General features: G+C 35.0%; 17 protein-coding genes. 1 reads left to right on the top strand and 16 read right to left on the bottom strand.

Features of this window, described 5'->3' with window-relative positions:
• Positions 1–343 precede the first annotated feature (343 nt).
• The 8 genes from spoIVA to WCV66_RS13315 all read right to left on the bottom strand — a co-directional run bounded on the left by spoIVA (position 344) and on the right by WCV66_RS13315 (position 8,267).
• On the bottom strand, positions 344–1,822 hold the full coding sequence (gene spoIVA, locus WCV66_RS13350) for a stage IV sporulation protein A (protein ID WP_066331988.1): 1,479 nt from the start codon (positions 1,820–1,822) through the stop codon (positions 344–346).
• Between the two features lie 234 nt (positions 1,823–2,056).
• Entirely contained in the window at positions 2,057–2,779 is a 723-nt protein-coding gene (locus WCV66_RS13345; RefSeq protein WP_338789307.1) for a hypothetical protein, read from the bottom strand.
• Between the two features lie 26 nt (positions 2,780–2,805).
• The gene (locus WCV66_RS13340; RefSeq protein WP_066331999.1) at positions 2,806–3,006 is read right to left on the bottom strand and encodes a DUF2768 domain-containing protein; all 201 of its coding nucleotides are present in this window, start codon (positions 3,004–3,006) and stop codon (positions 2,806–2,808) included.
• A gap of 818 nt (positions 3,007–3,824) precedes the next feature.
• Positions 3,825–4,856: an NAD(P)H-dependent glycerol-3-phosphate dehydrogenase gene (locus WCV66_RS13335; protein WP_338789306.1), complete on the bottom strand. Its 1,032-nt coding sequence runs from the start codon at positions 4,854–4,856 to the stop codon at positions 3,825–3,827.
• Between the two features lie 93 nt (positions 4,857–4,949).
• The gene (gene der, locus WCV66_RS13330) at positions 4,950–6,260 is read right to left on the bottom strand and encodes a ribosome biogenesis GTPase Der (protein ID WP_066332010.1); all 1,311 of its coding nucleotides are present in this window, start codon (positions 6,258–6,260) and stop codon (positions 4,950–4,952) included.
• A gap of 324 nt (positions 6,261–6,584) precedes the next feature.
• A complete protein-coding gene (locus WCV66_RS13325) occupies positions 6,585–6,776 on the bottom strand; it encodes a capping complex subunit for YIEGIA (RefSeq protein ID WP_066332019.1) in 192 nt (63 codons plus the stop codon).
• Positions 6,773–7,666: a YIEGIA family protein gene (locus tag WCV66_RS13320; protein WP_066332021.1), complete on the bottom strand. Its 894-nt coding sequence runs from the start codon at positions 7,664–7,666 to the stop codon at positions 6,773–6,775. The genes WCV66_RS13325 and WCV66_RS13320 overlap by 4 nt, the downstream gene beginning before the upstream one ends.
• A gap of 1 nt (position 7,667) precedes the next feature.
• Positions 7,668–8,267 carry a hypothetical protein gene (locus WCV66_RS13315; RefSeq protein ID WP_066332029.1) on the bottom strand — a complete coding sequence of 200 codons (600 nt, stop codon included), beginning with the start codon at positions 8,265–8,267 and terminating at the stop codon, positions 7,668–7,670.
• Between the two features lie 131 nt (positions 8,268–8,398).
• Here WCV66_RS13315 and WCV66_RS13310 point away from each other — a divergent pair, with 131 nt between their 5' ends.
• Complete coding sequence (locus WCV66_RS13310) at positions 8,399–8,533, top strand: YpzI family protein (RefSeq protein WP_066332037.1); 135 nt, start codon at positions 8,399–8,401, stop codon at positions 8,531–8,533.
• 276 nt (positions 8,534–8,809) lie between these two features.
• Here WCV66_RS13310 and fni read toward each other — a convergent pair whose 3' ends face one another.
• The 8 genes from fni to sleB form a co-directional block, all read right to left on the bottom strand.
• Entirely contained in the window at positions 8,810–9,868 is a 1,059-nt protein-coding gene (gene fni, locus WCV66_RS13305; protein ID WP_066332039.1) for a type 2 isopentenyl-diphosphate Delta-isomerase, read from the bottom strand.
• Positions 9,869–9,879: 11 nt separating this feature from the next.
• Positions 9,880–11,028: a 30S ribosomal protein S1 gene (rpsA, locus tag WCV66_RS13300; protein WP_338789305.1), complete on the bottom strand. Its 1,149-nt coding sequence runs from the start codon at positions 11,026–11,028 to the stop codon at positions 9,880–9,882.
• 169 nt (positions 11,029–11,197) lie between these two features.
• On the bottom strand, positions 11,198–11,773 hold the full coding sequence (locus WCV66_RS13295; RefSeq protein ID WP_338789304.1) for a lysophospholipid acyltransferase family protein: 576 nt from the start codon (positions 11,771–11,773) through the stop codon (positions 11,198–11,200).
• Positions 11,774–11,777: 4 nt separating this feature from the next.
• Entirely contained in the window at positions 11,778–12,449 is a 672-nt protein-coding gene (cmk, locus tag WCV66_RS13290) for a (d)CMP kinase (RefSeq protein WP_338789303.1), read from the bottom strand.
• Positions 12,450–12,594: 145 nt separating this feature from the next.
• A complete protein-coding gene (locus WCV66_RS13285; RefSeq protein WP_185653532.1) occupies positions 12,595–12,771 on the bottom strand; it encodes a YpfB family protein in 177 nt (58 codons plus the stop codon).
• A gap of 286 nt (positions 12,772–13,057) precedes the next feature.
• The gene (locus WCV66_RS13280; RefSeq protein WP_338789302.1) at positions 13,058–13,717 is read right to left on the bottom strand and encodes a flagellar brake protein; all 660 of its coding nucleotides are present in this window, start codon (positions 13,715–13,717) and stop codon (positions 13,058–13,060) included.
• A 262-nt stretch (positions 13,718–13,979) separates the two neighbouring features.
• Positions 13,980–15,323, bottom strand: coding sequence for a germination protein YpeB (gene ypeB / locus WCV66_RS13275; RefSeq protein WP_338789301.1), 1,344 nt, complete (start codon positions 15,321–15,323; stop codon positions 13,980–13,982).
• Positions 15,324–15,338: 15 nt separating this feature from the next.
• Positions 15,339–16,559: a spore cortex-lytic enzyme gene (sleB, locus tag WCV66_RS13270; protein WP_413789667.1), complete on the bottom strand. Its 1,221-nt coding sequence runs from the start codon at positions 16,557–16,559 to the stop codon at positions 15,339–15,341.
• Positions 16,560–16,757: the final 198 nt, after the last annotated feature.

The following is a 16,757-nucleotide window of genomic DNA, read 5'->3' as shown; positions in this document are numbered from 1 at the left end:
TTCATCATGAATATTGGTGTTTTAGGAAGAATCGACCAATAGAGAAAATAATTTCTGTAAAAAGAGTAACATAATAAAACAAGTGAATCAAGTTTTATCCTAATAAAAAACCAATCATATCAAGGGTTAATTACTAAAACAGGAATGAATGTTCTTATTCTAAGTTAAATTTCGCCACTTACATTACATTTTTGTAAATATTATCTTAATATATGTCATAATTGAGCATTTAGTATGAAATTTTATATCTATTTAACTTTATTAATTTACCAGAATAATAAAGGCGATGAGAAAATTAATTTCCTTATAATTAAAAAAGACCTCTTAAATAGAGGTCCAAAAGTTATAATATAATCGCTATTAAACCACCGGAGCCTTCATTAATAATTCTCTCCAATGTTTCTTTTAGTTTATATCGAGCATTTTCAGGCATTAACGATAATTTTGCTTGAATTCCTTCACGGACAATGGAACTTAAGCTACGTCCAAAAATATCAGAATTCCATATTGATAATGGATTATCCTCAAAGTCTTGCATTAAATAGCGTACTAATTCTTCCGATTGCTTTTCAGTTCCAATGATTGGAGCAAATTCAGACTCTACGTCAACTTTGATCATATGAATAGATGGTGCAACAGCCTTAAGACGAACACCAAATCTTGATCCTTGTCTAATGATTTCAGGCTCATCAAGACTCATGTCAGTCAAAGCAGGTGCTGCAATACCATATCCAGTTTGTTTTACCATCTTTAAAGCATCTGCAACTTGATCGTATTCAGCTTTAGCATAAGCAAAGTCCTGCATTAACTGTAGCAAATGATCTTTACCACGAATTTCTACTCCTACAACCTCTTTCAAAATTTGATCATATAAATCATTTGGAGCATATAAATCAATCTCAGCAATCCCTTGCCCCATCTCAATACCAGCTAAGCTTGCTTTGTTAATAAAATCATATTCACTAAATTGTCCGACAACTCGATCTACATCTCTAAGTCTTTTAATATCTTTTACTGTATCTTTTACAGCTTCCTGATAGCTCTCACGTAGCCAGTGATCTTCTCTTAAGACCATTACCCAACTTGGTAAGTTTACATTTACTTCTAACACAGGGAATTCGTATAAAGATTCTCTTAAGACACTCATAACATCTGATTCCCTCATGCTTTCAACACTCATTGCTAGCACTGGAATATCATATTTTTCATTTAATTGCTTGCGAAGGGCTTCCGTTTCAGGATGATGAGGGCGGACCGTATTAATAATCATAATAAACGGTTTCCCCACTTCTTTTAATTCTTCAATTACTCTTGATTCAGCTTCTAAGTAATCCTGGCGTGGTATATCTCCAATCGAACCATCAGTTGTAATCACACAACCAAGTGTAGAGTGCTCTTGAATAACCTTACGTGTTCCAATTTCTGCCGCTTCATGAAATGGTATTGGCTCTTCATACCAAGGAGTATTAATCATGCGAGGACCGTTTTCATCCTCATAACCTTTAGCGCCAGGAACAGTGTAACCTACACAGTCTACTAATCTAATATTGACATCAAGTCCCTCATCCACATGAATAGAAACTGCTTGATTCGGGACAAATTTCGGCTCAGTTGTCATAATTGTCTTACCAGCTGCACTTTGTGGTAATTCATCTTGAGCTCTAGCTTTGTCAGATTCATTGTCAATGTTAGGTAGTACGACTAATTCCATAAATTTCTTTATAAAAGTAGATTTACCTGTTCTTACTGCACCAACCACTCCTAAATATATATCGCCACCAGTTCGTTCAGCGATATCCTTGAAAATATCTACTTTTTCCAAGTGATCCCCTCCCGATCATACAATATTGGGATAAAGCTTATCCGTCTTCTTATAGGACATTATATATGTATGACGTTGTCCTATTTATTTATGCCTTTGCCCGCAATTTTTTTTCCAAATATCGATTTTTTTATTAATAACCCCTCAAAAGTGAAAAAGAAAACCCTTCTTTTAGAGTTTATTCTTTAAAGAAGGGTTCATGACTTTTTTATAAAGTTTTTTAAAAACAAAGTGTTATTCTTTCGCTTCAACAAATACAGGTTCGCCTTTTTCATTTATTGTATAAGGCAAAGAATACGCAGGAACAAAATAGGTATCCTTCACTAACAGATCCCGAATATCATCCCCCGGCTTGTAAGAATGTTCTTTTTCTTGCAATGCTTTAAATAAATCAATACGATAGTCTACATAAACCTTTGCGTTTTTATCGATAACTAAAGGTAAATTCTCCCCCGAAAACGGACTTTCAACGAATGGATCTTCGTCATATCCAAGTTTCTCATAATCTAATGTGTAGATATCATTTGTTATAAGATCTTTAAATGGTGGATAACCATTGGATTGACGATAGACATCTAACCTAACAGTTAGTTCATGTATTGTCTCAGCAATACGTAAATCAATTAATTTCACTGTTGGGTTTTCTTCCACATCTACAAGTGTATATAAATAGATTCCACCACTTTCGTACGCGGTTCCTGGTGGTTCTGCCATATATTTAGGAGATAACGCTGAAAAATCTATTGGATATTTTTGATAAATCGGTGTTGTCATATCCCTCGTCTTTATAGGAAGTAGCCCTCCCGATTCTTCCTGAAATCGATCTACAGAATTTTGGACTGCAGCAATTTGGTCTTCATAGGGTATTGTATTTTTCTGTAGCTTTTCTTCTGGATAGAGACAACCAGATAAAAGGAAACAGCCAAAAAAACAAGCCATAATCTTAATAAATTTCATCCGCAATAACTTCCTTTTACATTTAATTATTCGGTAACAGGTCCGCTGAATACGACAAACAAAATGATAATCCCTGCTAGAATCATAAAAATATAGGCTAATATTGTAAAGATTACTTTTAATAACCCCTTTAATTTAAAGCGACTTAGATAAATAAACAATATTGCAATAAACATAAACCCCATCGATGCAAATGATATCCACATTTTCATAAGGGCTGCACTCATAAACAGACTCCTCCTTTAAAAACAAAACGCAAAATCCTTGGTCATTCTCGGGCAAACAAATTAGATATTCATGAATAAAAGCTGTATTTACATACATTTCGATATAGCTAGACGCTTGCAGATGCAAGCACTTATCCACAGCACTTGAAATTTATCATTACCTAAGCTTTATGAAAAGTGTATCCGCCTTGTTCATTATGTATTAAAATTTTAAGACCTACTATTTATAATAACTAAAAGTTAATTCCATGGTCGATTATAATATACTTTACAGGGCTTGTCCAAAGCTTGTCCTTTTTATGTTAATCCTTGTTTAGATACAATAAAAAACTGAAGTAAAGAGGGGACGAACTTTACTTCAGCAATTTATACGACTAAACAGTACCCATCAATAAGAACAACTCTTATTTGACTTCGTTGCATTCTATGCGGATATAAATGATTTTGCATCCTCTAATGCCTAGATATGCCGTGTAAACTTTACAAGTCAGGTTTTATTGGTCAGGCTACCCAAGAAATCAGATCAAACATGTCATATTAATCCGCATTATTAACATGCAGCTTTCATACCTTATAGGATATATTGTTCCTATTTTTTTTAATTCTTCGTATTATATGCTAGGTATGATGTGTTTGTCACCTATTAACAGAAGGAAATGGGTAAGTAACTAGGCTATTTTATTTGAATGGCTTCCCGATTTAGAAAATAGACTAGTTCTATTAATAATGCAGCTCCATTTGGGCTTGCTGTATTGATTAGTCATTCTAATAGTACATGTAATTCAACTATAGAAAGTGTGACTGAAGTACGATTTGAATTATCGATTTTCCATTATGTTCACAAGATCTTCCATTTCATGTGTTTTTACACGTGCCATTAAAGAATCAACCGCTACTTTTGGCGATTGTCCATTAAATAATACCTCGTATAAAGCCTCAGTTATTGGCATTTTCACATCATATTTATGAGCAAGCTGGTAGGCAGCTTTTGTTGTCCGTACTCCTTCAACTACCATTCCCATATTTTCTAATACTTCTTCTAGCTTTTGACCTTTCCCAAGCAGATTACCTGCTCTCCAGTTCCTAGAATGCACACTTGTACACGTAACAATTAAATCTCCAATTCCAGTTAAACCTGAAAAAGTTAATGGGTTCCCCCCCATCTTGCTACCTAACCGTGCAATTTCAGCAAGTCCACGGGTAATAAGAGCAGCTTTTGCATTATCACCATAACCTAGACCATCTGTAATACCAGCAGCCAAAGCGATAATATTTTTCAATGCTCCACCGATTTCTACACCAATAACATCAGGATTGGTATAGACGCGGAAATGTTGATTAATAAACAAATCTTGTATGTATTCAGCAGCTACCATATTTTTAGATGAAGATGTTACTGTTGTAATATGTCTTTGACTAACCTCTTCTGCATGGCTTGGACCAGATAGGACAACAACATCCTTTAGTAAGTGACTTGGCATCTCATCTTCAATTATTTCTGATATACGTAAGAGTGTATCAGGTTCAATCCCTTTGCTAACATGAACAATTGTAATTGCTTCTTTAATCACCTTCGTAATTTCATTCAAAACACCACGAATTGCTTTTGTAGGCACAGCAAGTACAATAGTTTTTGAACCTACCAAGCTTTCCTCTAAGTTTGAAAACCCCTCAATTTTAGCTGGCAATTCAACTCCTGGAAGGTATTTATCATTTTTTTTCGTTTTATTAATATTATTAATTAATTCTGGACGATGGCCCCATAACTTAACATTGTGTCCGTTATCTGCAAGGACAATCGCTAAAGCCGTACCCCAGCTCCCAGCACCTAACACTGTAATTTGTTCCATTTTGACACGCCCCTTTTCTTTAAGAAATGAGACTAACCCCCATTAATATAGAGTTAGCCTTATTACACAATAGCAAATCATTTAAATTCAGGACTACTTTCTTTCTCGGGTAAAGATTTTTATAGGAGTACCCTCAAATTCAAAAGCTGCTCTTATTCGATTTTCTAAAAATCGTTCATAAGAAAAATGCATGAGTTCTGGATCATTAACAAAAACAACAAATGTAGGTGGCTTGACTGCAACCTGTGACGTATAGAATATTTTTAATCGTTTCCCTTTATGTGTTGGAGTTGGATTCATGGCGACAGCATCCATGACGACATCGTTTAAGACGTTTGTTTGAACTCTTCTAGAGTGATTTTCACTTGCTAAGATTATATTAGGCATTAATGTGTGAATACGTTTCTTTGTCATTGCTGACAAGAAAACGATCGGAGCATAGTCTAAGAATTTAAAATGTTCACGAATATTTTCTTCAAATTCCTTCATTGTTCGTTCGTCTTTTTCAACTGCATCCCATTTATTCACAACTATTACAACAGCTTTCCCAGCATCATGAGCATAACCTGCTATATGCTTGTCCTGTTCAATAATACCTTCTTCACCATCTATCACAACTAAAATAACATCAGAACGATCAATTGCCTTTAATGCACGAAGAACACTGTATTTTTCTGTTGTTTCATATACTTTTCCTTTTTTTCTCATACCAGCTGTGTCAATAATAACAAACTCTTGACCTTCATATTTATATACTGTATCAATTGCATCACGAGTTGTACCCGCAATATCACTTACAATGACACGCTCTTCACCTAATATTGCATTTACAAGTGATGATTTGCCCACATTCGGTCTACCAATTAATGAAAACTTAATTGTTGTGTCATCATAGTCTTCTGCGCCTATATTTTTGAAATGTTTCGCCACTTCATCTAATAAATCACCTAATCCTAATCCATGAGAACCTGAAATCGGATATGGTTCTCCGAATCCTAGAGAATAAAAGTCATAAATATTTGCTCTCATTTCAGGGTTGTCCACCTTGTTAACAGCAAGTACAACAGGTTTATTTGAACGATAGAGAATTTTGGCTACCTCTTCATCTGCAGCAGTTACACCCTCACGTACATTTGTTAAGAAAATGATGACATCTGCTTCTTCAATTGCAATTTCAGCTTGTTGACGAATTTGTGATAAAAACGGTTCATCTCCGATATCTATTCCACCTGTATCGATGATATTAAATTGATTATTAAGCCATTCTCCAGAGTTATAGATTCGATCTCTTGTCACTCCAGGAATATCCTCTACAATCGAAACTCGTTCTCCTACAATTCGGTTAAAAATTGTAGATTTTCCTACATTAGGCCGTCCTACGATTGCAACAACTGGTTTTGCCATGTCTTACACCCTTCCTATTCTACATTCCATTATTATGTTTCCACATTTAATTGTGAATTTCCTAAAGAGAAGAAGTCTCAACTCACCTACATATAAGATGAGAAGCTGTACATTCAACAGTCTATGAAAAGTTAAAAATGTTCTATATCTAATTTCATAACATTAAAAGTATTTTAATACGACTGGGTAAACTTACAAAAGCACCAGCGCACTACATCACACCTAATATGTAAAAACTAATTTCCCTCTACAAAAGAAACCCTTCTATTTAAACAAGAAGGGCTTAACTTTTATATATTAGCAAACAATTCACAAATACTCAACTTAGTGTTTCACAATAATATACAAATCTTCCCCAATTCCATGTGCTATTCCATCTAATATTGCTTCAAGGTTTTTGGCATAAAAATGCATTTCCTCTTGAGTTTTGCAAATGAAAATTGCAGTACCACCAGCTGCTTTCGTTTCATCAGTTGTAATGATAGCCAGTATATATTTTTCAAGTACACTACTCATTTTTTTCCTCCATGTCGGTTTGCCTTCGCTTCAGATGGCATTCTAATAGCATTTTCAAGTGTTGGACAATCTCCAATTACTTGAATTGCTTTTTCAATATCACGTTCTTGAGGAAGTACAAACACACCTAGTCGACCATCATCAAGATCTCTTTTTGCCAACGGAACCAAAGATGGTTCTCCTGAATCACGAACAACCCCTAATGCAGTTGATACATCATGAAGTATCGCTTGACGTTGTCCTAAATTAGCAATTGTTGTTTTTGAGTTGTCATTTTTAGGCGTGAGAACAAAACCTAGACCATACTTTAAAATGGCCTTTTGTTTATCAGGAATCCCTATATTCATTATATAAATATCATCAACATATAATCCTGCTCCTTCAAAATGAAGATCTGCTGTTTTGATATTTACTATATCCTTTATTCTACTTCCAGCCATAAGCTTTCTACAAATAAAAAAACAAATAGCCCCAACAATTAATGCAGTATAAATATTTACTGTTAAATAGGCAAATGTAGTAAGCAATGATGTAAATATAACCAAATAATTTCTACTTTCAAACGCAATTGCAATTCCTTCAATATATGTACTCCCCCGCGGAACAAGTTCAAAACCATCCAAAACGGTTAACGTGTTCCTCTCCATATTACGAACATCACGAAATTGTGATGCTGCCAATGTAAGAAAGGTAATCGCGGTAAAATCCTCTTCCATAATCGATGGAACTGCAACTGTACCTAAACCAGCTGCAATAAACCCTAGCGCAATATGAATTATTTTCCCATGTAAGTAAGTAGGATATTGCCTATAATCTGTTCTAAGCATATGGAGACGAGTTAGAACTCCAACTATCACACCAAAAAGTACTGGCAACGTGTATTCATTCATATCATCCTTGTTTCTCCTTTGCCGGTTTTTGTAACGTTTGTTCAATAAAGACAATAAATTGTTGAGATATTGTGCAAATATAAATAATTAAGCACCCAATGACTATCATATCTAAAAAGGCAGCAGTCCCAATTGTTAAGCCTTTATGAAACTTCCCTAAAATAAACCAATATAAAAATTCGCCTTGACATACTGAAATAATGTAAAGAGCATACTTTTGTACAGTTTGTTTCCCTAGATAGATAGCTAACAAACTGACAGCTACACTTACGATTAATCGATAATCGAACAAAAACCAAACTGGATCATAAATTCGAAATAGTAAAATACCTGCATAAGCAAACATTAATGTTAATGTTGTCATATAAAAGGACACTATTCTTTGTTTTTTATGTTTAACAGCAAGGTAATATCCTAAAAGCAAAAATAATAGAAGCGAAACCCTGACATAAAAATCTCCAATAATCATATAAAATTCACTAATAATGATGTTAAGCATTATGAAAATTGCTAATTTTATTCTCGTTTTTCCTTTTTTCATAAAAAAAGTTGTAACAACCCAAGCTAACCACATAAGCCAATAAAAAAATATTCCTTCCACTCTCACCCCTCCTACTATTCCCATTATGTCTTTTTCCAATTACCTTTAATCGAAAAATTAACAAAAAATAGCACTAATGAATAAAAGAAAACAGACAAAAAATAATAGTACACATGATTGGAGGTTTTAAAATGGGAAAAGATCGTCAAGAAAAAAAGCTTAGAAAAAGCGGAAGAGTAGAATCTGATCGTGATCAATCACTTAACTACCCTGGGGCTACAACATTAGAAGGTCCTGAATCCGCTAGAAACAGAAATAAAAAATAATTAGAAGTTGTTTTGCCTGGCCCTATATTATTGTCCTTTACGAAGAGTTTACAGGTCACTGATAAGAACAAAAGCGCAAGCGCCTTGAACAGCATCGGGCAATTAAGACGCTCATGAATAGAAGGTGTTTTTAACCTTCAATTCTTGAGTGGCTTAGACCCAAGAGGGGCTAGGCGCTGGAACTGGATGCCAATCTCTTAGCCACAGTAATTGAATTTTATAATTTCCTGAATATTAAAAATGACTAGTTGGTTTAATAACCAACTAGCCATTTTTTCATCGAATTTTTCTGTTGCTATATTCCTTTGTATCGATACTTCTTTCAGTTAACCAATGATGGGTTTTTCCACTGATAATTAATGGAGCATATTGAAGTTCCTGTATTGTTCTAGAACCAAGTGCAGACATAACGATCGTTAATTCCTCTATCATTTGGTTAATTTCTTGCTCTAAATGCTCATAGCCCTTATCTATGAATACTTTCAGTAAATAACCAGCTACTCCTACTGATGATGCTCCTAACGCTATTGCCTTCGCAATGTCAAGTGCATCTTGAATACCACCTGAACCAATTACAGGGATACGTTTTAAACTGCTTACCTCTGCAATTGAGGCTGTAGTTGATATTCCCCATTGATCAAAAAACTTGAGCATTTTTCGCCTTCTCATATTTTCGATTTTTGAAAAATTTGTTCCACCAAATCCTCCAACATCAACAGCAGTTACTCCTACCTCTTTTAACTTAGCGGCTACTTCTCGATTCATACCGAAGCCAACTTCTTTTACAATTACAGGTACGTCAACACCTTTGACAATTTGCTCAATTCTTGATAAGGCTCCACTAAAGTCACGGTCACCTTCTGGCATTACTAGTTCTTGTACTACATTTAAATGGATTTGTAATGCATTCGCTTGAATCATATCAACTGCTATTTTTGCTTGTTCAACTGTTGCCTCACTGCCTAAATTCCCAAAGATAATTCCTTCTTTATTAACCTTTCTAATAATTTCATAGGAAGGACGCTCACTCTTATCTTTAATCGCAGACATTTGTGAACCAACTGCAACTGCTATATTTGCATTTTTTGCAGCTTTTGATAATGCTTCATTAATAATTACCGTATCCTCACCGCCACCACCGGTCATAGCATTTATAAAAAGAGGCGAACTTAAAGTAAGTTCGCCAACTTTTGTTGATAAATCTATTTCTGCTATAGACAAGTTTGGTAGACTCTGGTGAACAAAGGTAATATCATCGAATCCATTTGTGCGTTGTTGCCCCGTTGCTAATGCATGTTGGATATGTTCGATTTTTCTTTGTGCTCTTTTGCTCACCTATATCACCATTATTTAAGTTTTTTTAATTGATCCCCAATCATTTCACCTAATTGGAAGCCAGACGATGATTCTTCCTTTGCTTGGTAATTACGGAAATCTTCTTCAGTTGCTTTTGGAGATTCTTCTAATTCACGAATGCTTAACGAAATGCGTTGTTCAGATTCATTAACATCTAATACCTTTACTTTAACCGATTGATTTTCATCTAATACTTCTTGTGGAGTACCAATATGTTTATTAGAAATTTGCGAAATGTGGACAAGGCCTTCAACTCCAGGTAAAATCTCTACAAATGCACCAAAGGATACTAGTCTTCTTACTTCACCTTCAAGAACATCTCCAACCTTTACTTTATCTGCAATATTTGCCCATGGTCCAGGGAGCGTTTCTTTAATAGATAAAGAAATTCTTTCATTATCACGATCAACTGCTAGAACTTTAACCGTTACATTCTGACCTTCTTCAACAACATCAGATGGTTTGTCAATATGTGTATGGGAAAGCTGAGAAATATGAACTAACCCATCTATTCCACCAATATCAACAAAAGCACCAAAATCTGTAAGACGCTGAACTGTACCTTCGATTGTAGACCCTACCTTAATAGATTCTAATACAACTGATTTCTTTTCAGTTTGTTCTTTTTCTATTACAGCACGATGTGAAAGAATCACTCTGTTTTTCTCGCGGTCTAGCTCGACAACAATTAATGAAAGAGTTCTCCCCATGTATTCTGAAAAATCCTCTACAAAATGCGCTTCAACCAATGATGCAGGTATAAAGCCTCTTACTCCTAAATCAACAACAAGGCCACCTTTTACAACATCTTTAACTTCAGCTTGAAAGATTTCTTTTGATTCGAATTTTTGTTCTAATGAGTCCCATGCTTTTTCTGCATCTACTGCTCTTTTTGAAAGAACTAATGCTTCATCTTCAACCTTTGTTACTTTTAATTCTAATTCGTCATTTTCTTTTGTCACATCAGAAGCTTTTTCTACATGAAGGCTAGAAAGTTCACTAATTGGAATAATACCAGTATGCTTACAGTTTTCAATTTCGACAATAACCTGTTTTTCTTCTACCTTTGTCACGATACCCTTTACGATATCTCCAACTTCAGGCGTTTCAACTTGTACGTTATTCAACTCTTCTACCATTTCAATTACCCTCCTTGGTCAAAACCTGCGCGACTTTTGATTAAATATATGTAAGATTTCATTTTATTTAAAAGGAATTTTTATTCTTTAAAAATAAAATAAAAAAAACCTCTTTTAATAAACTTCTAATAAATGCTACTTTTTGTCAAGTAGTAAGTACTCATCTTGGTTACTTTTTGAGAAGTTTTCCTATTTCTTCCATAATAATCCCGGACATTTCCTCAGTAGTAATTTTTTTCTCACGATATTCGTCCATATTAATTGGCTTACCGTAAACAACCCGTAATGTTTTAAAAGGTTTATATGGCCCAATAATTGCACAAGGTACTACTGCAGCATTAGAACGGAGTGCAAAAAATCCCGCTCCAGGAAGTCCTTTACCTAATTCTCCATCTTTGCTTCTTGTTCCTTCTGGAAAAAATCCTAATACATTACCTTCTTTTAAAATTTTAAGACCTGTTCGCAGTGCTTCACGATCACTACCACCTCTGTTTACTGGAAAAGTCCCAAAGTTCATCAGTAAGTCCTTTAATATGGGCACTTTGAATAACTCTGCTTTCGCCATAAAAAATACTTTTCTTGGTGCAGTAATTCCAACGACTGGCGGGTCATAATTGCTAATATGATTGGTACAGAGAAACACCCCTCCATCTCTTGGGAAATTCTCTAAACCTTCGACTTTAATTCGATAAGTTGGCTTTAAAATACCAGCTACAACTGATCTTGCAAAAGGATATAATGACACGTTATCAAAGCCTTTCTTCTATATAATCTTCTATTTTTTTTACGACATCGTGTATAGACAAAGCTGTAGTGTCAATTTCGATTGCATCCTCCGCTTTTCTTAAAGGTGCAACTTCTCTCTCAGAGTCTAGTTTGTCTCGATTGGCAATTTCAAGTTTAAGTTGTTCAAAATCAGATATATAACCTTTTTTTTGATTTTCTTCATGACGTCTTTTTGCTCTTTCCTCAACAGTTGCTCGTAAAAAAATTTTCAACTCAGCGTCAGGTAATACATGAGTTCCGATATCACGTCCATCCATTACTACGCCACCTGTTTTTGCCAATAACCGCTGACGTTTTAGCATCTCGTCTCTTACCTTAGGGTGCATAGCCACAATTGACACATTATTTGTCACTTCATTTGACCGAATGATTTCCGTAACATTATCTTCATTGACCAAAACGATTTGACCATCTTCTGATGGCTGTAGTTCAATAATAATGGTAGAAAGAACGTCTGCTACCTTTCCTTCATCTTTTAGATCAATGTTTTCTTGCAATGCTTTGTATGTCAAAGCACGATACATTGCACCAGTATCTATATAAATGTATGAATAATGCTCAGCAATTATTTTTGCTACCGTACTTTTACCAGCAGCAGCTGGTCCATCAATTGCGATTGAAATTTTCTGTTCCATATTTCCTCCAAATAGGTTTTTAGTCTAGTAGTTTTGATGTCATTAAGTTGCCAAAGGAGAACGCATTTGGTTGATGCATTAATAATGCCATAGATACAGCATGCCAAATAAATGAAGCAGGTCAAATCCCCACCTGCATCATTTTCTATTGACTAAATGTTTCCAGCCATTCTGTAATCGTAATTTTATTTACCCCTTCATATTGAACAACACGAGAAAGGTATGGTTGAATGGTCGATTGTTGGATCAATAGTTGCGCACATACTAATGCTACAAATTGAATGACAATTAATTTGATTAAAATACGTTCAAACCGTTTCATTGCTTCAACTCCGGTATTTTTTAAAAATGCATCTAGCGCACGCGTAACAGTTTAACATCCAGCTCCAGCACTAAAGTAGAAATGAACTTTACACTTCTTATACATTAAGCCAACATCGAATCACTATCACTCTTCGTGTTTCTTTGCCACACTTAACGAGCAGTAAATGATACCTGCCCTTAAAAGTCCGATAAGTCTCGCTTTATCTCATTCGAGTGCTACAGTTCATATGTCGCTAAACTGGCGCTTGCACTTTTAATTATAGTATGCATAAAAATACCAATATTTATTCTGTAATAAGTCCTTTTCTACGCAGTTGAATTTGTTGCTGAAAGCAAAAACGAATCAATGTTTGTTGAGTGGCATCATCGATTTCTAAAAACTGTAGCGGTGCTTTTAAGAATAACTCATTTTCAGGTATAAAACGGATAATTCTAGCATTTAGTTTTATATATTCAATTGATTCATTTTGAAATGGCAGGGAAAACCATACAACTATCTCTTGACCTTGCTTCAATTTTGTAGATTTTGGAAGAAGGATCGCTGAGCCTCCAGCACTTATATCTGTTGTAACAGCAATTATAGGTTGAAATTCATCTTGCTTAGGATGAATTGCCACATCTACTGAAGTATCAACCCTTACAAATTCTCTCCTTTGAATCCGAATTAACATGTTGTCACCAGGATATGTAATAGAAATCATTGGAATGTTTTGCTTTACACGTCCAGTAACCTCTGTTTGAAAACGAAACGCATTATGATCCTTATTAACAAAAGAAGCGATAAGCTCTGTACCGAGCATCAAATAGGCCGAACGACCTGTAATTGCATTAATTGGATAATCGATATATAGTTGATTTCCTTTTCTTTCGACTAGCTTACACTTTAGTCTTTCGCCATTACCATCTGATGTTTCTAAATTTATGACATCCCCAATTTTAAGCACAAATATCACTCTTTCTGAATACACTCTCATTCTTATTAAAGCATGGACCATTCCGATGCGCAAGAGTACAAACTTCAGAAAATAGCTAAGTGTGTTAAAACGAAAGAGGATACCCTAAAAAATAAAACAATTAGGATATCCTTTAAAATATTCGCATTCTATTTTAATAATAATTCAGTATATACAACCTAATATTCTTATCAACTCAATTGAAAAAATAAAGAATATTTATTCAGATTTCACTTTGATTTTTTTAAAGTTCTTAAACTTCTTGGAAGATTGGTTCTGGATTTTTCAATTTCTCAATTTTTTCTTCCATACCGTTTTCTGCATCAATGAAAATTCGATATGTGTCAGCATTAATTGTTCCTAGGAACTCATAGCATAGTACTTCTTGCCCTAATTCATTTATTATTATGGCTAATCTATCTTGTTGTACTTCTAAACTTGGATTTAACCTTTTAGCAGCTTCTTCTTTAGAAATATTTGGTTTTGGTATTTCCCTTTTTTTATGTGCAGCTAAATAATCACGTGCAGAAAGACCTATGACCTGACCATCATCTAAAGCAACCTTCATTCGTATTGAATCTGGGTAGATTCTCACACCATCTACAATTGATACGAAAGAAAAGACCCCGATATTATCATACTGTGCGCTTTCAAATAGATCAAGATCTTCAAAACCATGATCATTTAAGAATTCTCTGGCATTATTAGAGGCTTCATTAAGACTAATAACATTTTCTTTAATATCGCGATTTTGCACTAAATAAACGGGATGCCCACCTTTTTTCGTTAAGTCCATATCGATATCCGTATTATTCTCTTTGTCGTGCATAGAAACACTATAGAAACCAAATGATGAGCCTTCGCCATTTTCTGTTACCTTCAAATCTGTCACTTTGTTTTGGACAAAGGTTTTTGCGATTTTTATTGCTGTTTCTTTACTTATTTCTTTCCCCTCTAACTTATCAAAACCTTCTCCTGTTTTATTCATTGACGTAAAACTTGCACCAAAATCAGACTCTGAATATGCCTCTACATTTTTTTCGACTGTTTTAAAACCATCAATGATTGTGTTATCTGCTTGCTTTTGTCCAGAAGCTAAAGCTAATTCAACATCCATCCAGCGTAAATTGTTTTCAATGACTAAGTGTTGAACATTTCGAAGTTCATTTTGAATATCTTCAGATTTCGTGTACATTGTCTTTAGCTTTTTATACTCTTCATCTGTTAACGGTTCTTTCTCTAAATCACGAACAGCTGCTCGATAAGTAAAATCACTTATTCCAGCTAAAAGTTCTTCAGTTTTATTAAAAGGCAATAATGTTAAAGGAAGTTGTCCTACATCCGACTGTGCTTCAGATGTTATTCTCCACACGTCTGCAAGTGCAGGTGATAAAGATTGTTTTGAATTCATAGCTAATGTTGCTCCAATACGATCATGCAATTGGTCCACTCGATATGTTAAATCATGAAAGGCTCGCTGATAATTATTCTCTGCTTGAATCAGCACTGCGTTTTTTTCTTGGTGTTCTTTGTACCCCCAATAACCGGAACCAATAACTGCAATTGATAAAATACCAATCAAGATTCCACGTATCATGCTTCATCACCCTTTCTATTCACAGAAAATATGCTTTCCAATCCGTTTAATTTGTGGTCTGCCCCAAATCCATGAACTAGTTGCTGTATCAGGGTTAAAATAATAAATGGCTCCTTCAGTTGGATCAAACCCATTAATTGCATCTAACACAGCCTTCTTAGCTTGTTCATTAGGTGTGAGCCAAATTTGCCCATCTGCGACTGCAGTAAAAGCTCGAGGCTCAAAGATAACACCTGCTACTGTATTAGGGAATGTAGCACTGTTAACACGATTTAAAATAACAGCTGCAACTGCTACCTGTCCGATGTACGGTTCACCCCTGGACTCCCCATATACCGCATTTGACATTAATTGAATATCATTTTGTGAATAACCACCTGGTAAATTAACTGCAGTTGACTCCTTTTGTTCTTTGTTTTGAGTTGCTTTATTTTGTGCTTCCTGATTCTGTTGTGCCTGTTGCTTTTGCTGTTCTTGCTGATTCTGTTGAGCTTGCTGTTTTTGTTGTTCTTGCTGATTCTGCTGAGCTTGCTGCTTTTGTTGTGCTTGCTGATTCTGCTGAGCTTGCTGCTTTTGTTGTGCTTGCTGATTCTGTTGAGCTTGCTGTTTTTGTTGTTCTTGCTGATTCTGTTGAGCTTGCTGTTTTTGTTGTTCTTGCTGATTCTGTTGAGCTTGCTGTTTTTGTTGTGCTTGCTGATTCTGTTGAGCTTGCTGTTTTTGTTGTTCTTGCTGTTTTTGCTGGGCTTGCTGATTCTGCTGGGCTTGCTGTTCAGTTGCTTGTGCTTTGTATTTTTGCTCACGCTGTTGTTTTCTTTGTTCTGCTAATTGTCTTGCCTTTTGTATCTGTTGTTCACTAGGCGCAGTCTGTTGAGCTAATGGGACCCCACCATAGTGTGTGAATTTTTTTCCTTCATTAATTTGTTTATAAACAAAATCTTTATAGAACTTGGTAGAATTTCTTAGCATATCCTTCGTTTTTTGACCAACTAGGCCATCAACTTCATCTAAACCAAACATATGCTGAAAATTTCGTACTGCCCAATACGTACTCCATCCATAAACTCCATCAATAGTTCCATGGTAATACCCGTTATATTGAAGTCTTGACTGCAATTCAATAACATCACTACCCGTTGCACCTCTTTGAATAGTTTGTTCTGAAAAAGCATGTGCCTCTGGGACATGTATTGAAAAAAATTGAAATGTGACGGATGTAAAAGTTACTACTGCTACCATCAACATTATGCGCATGTTTTTCATGTTGCTGCCTCCTCAAGTAGATGTAAATGCTTAAACGTATTTTTTGTAGTCTTTGGTATTTTATTCATACTAAATTATGTGACAACCAATTTAAACAATTCATGGCATTATGAACAATTAATACTTGATTTAGTTTTATGGATGAAAATCGGTTGGAAAGTTAATAAAATAACG

The organism is Metabacillus rhizosphaerae, from assembly GCF_037201795.1.
GTDB lineage: Bacteria > Bacillota > Bacilli > Bacillales > Bacillaceae > Metabacillus > Metabacillus rhizosphaerae.
This window is presented reverse-complemented; position numbering and strand designations above follow the sequence as displayed.